The sequence below is a fragment of the Streptomyces sp. NPDC044002 genome, assembly GCF_056434525.1.
Genome location: NZ_JBWKEZ010000145.1, coordinates 1 through 2181, shown reverse-complemented (window position 1 = coordinate 2181; position 2181 = coordinate 1). Strand labels below are relative to the sequence as shown.

1 protein-coding gene is annotated in these 2181 nt (G+C 64.4%); it reads left to right on the top strand.

Annotated features, from left to right (window positions below; genetic code table 11):
* Positions 1 to 620: 620 nt before the first annotated feature.
* Positions 621 to 2051 (top strand): group II intron reverse transcriptase/maturase, encoded by a 1431-nt coding sequence (gene ltrA / locus AC07A6_RS41300; protein ID WP_478780532.1) that lies wholly within the window; start codon positions 621 to 623, stop codon positions 2049 to 2051.
* The last annotated feature ends 130 nt before the right edge of the window (positions 2052 to 2181 follow it).

Here is a 2181-nt window from a genome sequence, read left to right as displayed (position 1 = left end):
TTGTCGTAGCGGGTGGGTGCGCCACGAGGCGCCATGGAATCGAGTGAGGTGAGAGACCTTCACCGCCGGGTTGTCGCGGCAACCCGGTTGAAGCTGGGGGCAGTTCGGTTCGGGGGATGCCGAGTCGAGCGGTAAGCAGCCCCGACAACGTCGGGACGGGTTGGTACTGCCAGACGACCCGGGTCCGGCTAGCGAGACAGGAAGGTGCACGCGAGAAATCAGTGCCTGACGCCCCGTAATTACGACACCGGCTCGAACCTGGCGGATCGGGGCCGGACGCAGTGCACGACCACCAGTGCTCGTCGGTGGTCGACTCCGAAGCCGACTCTACGCATCGGTGGGGAGGCCACGCCGAAAGTCTGCGGCGTAAGCGTGGCGATGCTGCCGGGGTAGAGCTGGGCACCTCACCTGTCGATCGATTTCGTGGTGAACGTGGGAACTGCCCGCGGTCGCCCGATGCCGGATCTCCAGTCCGGTGGAGGGCAGGCCCATCGCCGGCTGATGGCCGTCGGGCAGGACGGAGGCTCCGTAGTACTCCGAGGCCGGGAAAGCCGGTCACATGGGGAAGGGGGCCAGCAAGTTGGCAGTAAGGATGCTGGAATGCCAGGAGGTTTTCGCCGGTGAATACCGACGAGCTGGAATGGGCCTTGATGAAGGCCGAACGCCGGGTACTGGAGATCCAGACCAAGCTGCACCGTTGGGCTGCGGATGATTCTCATCGCAGGTTCGACGACCTGTTCAACCTCGTGGCCGATCCCGCCTTCCTGTTGGTGGCGTGGGACCGTGTCCGGGGAAACAAGGGTGCCCGCACGGCCGGAGTGGATGGGAAGACCGCCCGCTCCATCGAAGCCGGGCAGGGGGTCGAGGCGTTTCTCGACAAGCTGCGGACCCAGATCAGAGACCGCAGCTTCCATCCGGTTCCTGTCCGTGAGCGGATGATTCCCAAGGCGAACGGCAAGCTTCGTCGTCTTGGGATTCCGACTGTGGCGGACCGGGTGGTCCAGGCGTCCTTGAAACTGGTGCTGGAGCCGGTGTTCGAAGCGGATTTCCTCCCGTGTTCCTACGGGTTCCGCCCGAACCGCCGAGCCCACGATGCGATCGCCGAGACCCGCTATCTCGCCAGCCACGGATACGAGTGGGTGGTGGAGGGCGACATCACGGCGTGCTTCGACGAGATCTCGCACCCGGCTCTTATGAATCGGGTGAGGAATCGAATCGGGGACAAGCGGGTGCTGTCCTTGGTGAAGGCGTTCTTGAAGTCCGGGATCCTGTCCCGGGACGGAGCCTTCACGGACACACGCACCGGGACCCCGCAGGGCGGGATCCTGTCACCGCTGCTGGCCAACATCGCGCTCTCGGTCCTGGACGAGCACATCGCCCAGGCCCTCGGAGGACCAGATAGCACCTCCGAGGATCGGCGCAGGAGACGGCGCCGGGGATTGCCCAACTACCGGCTGGTCCGGTATGCGGACGACTTCCTCGTGCTTGTCTTCGGGCGCCGCGAGCATGCCGAGGAATTACGCGACGAGGTCGCAGAGGTGTTGAAGCCGATGGGCCTTCGCCTGTCGGTGGAGAAGACAAAGATCACGCACGTAGACGAGGGCCTTGATTTCCTCGGATGGCGCATCCAGCGCCACCGGAAACTGGGCACCGACCGGCAGTACATCTACACCTACCCGGCACGGAAGTCAGTGCGTTCCGCGACAGGCAAGGTGAAGGAACTGACCGGACGGCAGAACGTCGGCTTTTCGCTGGATTCCCTGCTCCACCGGCTGAATTCGGTGTTGCGGGGATGGTGCGCGTACTTCCGTCCCGGAGTCTCGAACGTCGCTTTCTGTTACCTCAGCCACTACGCGTGGATGAGGGTGACACGATGGATCCGGCGCAAGCATCCCGGGATCACATGGAAGCAGCTCCGCCGACGCTACTACGGCGGTGGCTGGTGGCCTGCCACGGAGGAAAGGGAACTGTTCAACCCGGCCAAGGTAAGCACGACCAGATACCGATACCGGGGAAAACTCATCCCGACCCCGTGGCCCACTACGGCATGAGGAACTGAACACCCCGAAACGGGACTTGTGGAGAGCCCGGTGCCCGGAGACGGGCACGCCGGGTTCGGGAGGCGGCTCGGGGAAACCCACTGGTGGAAACACCAGCAGGGCGCCCCGAGTCGACCTCACC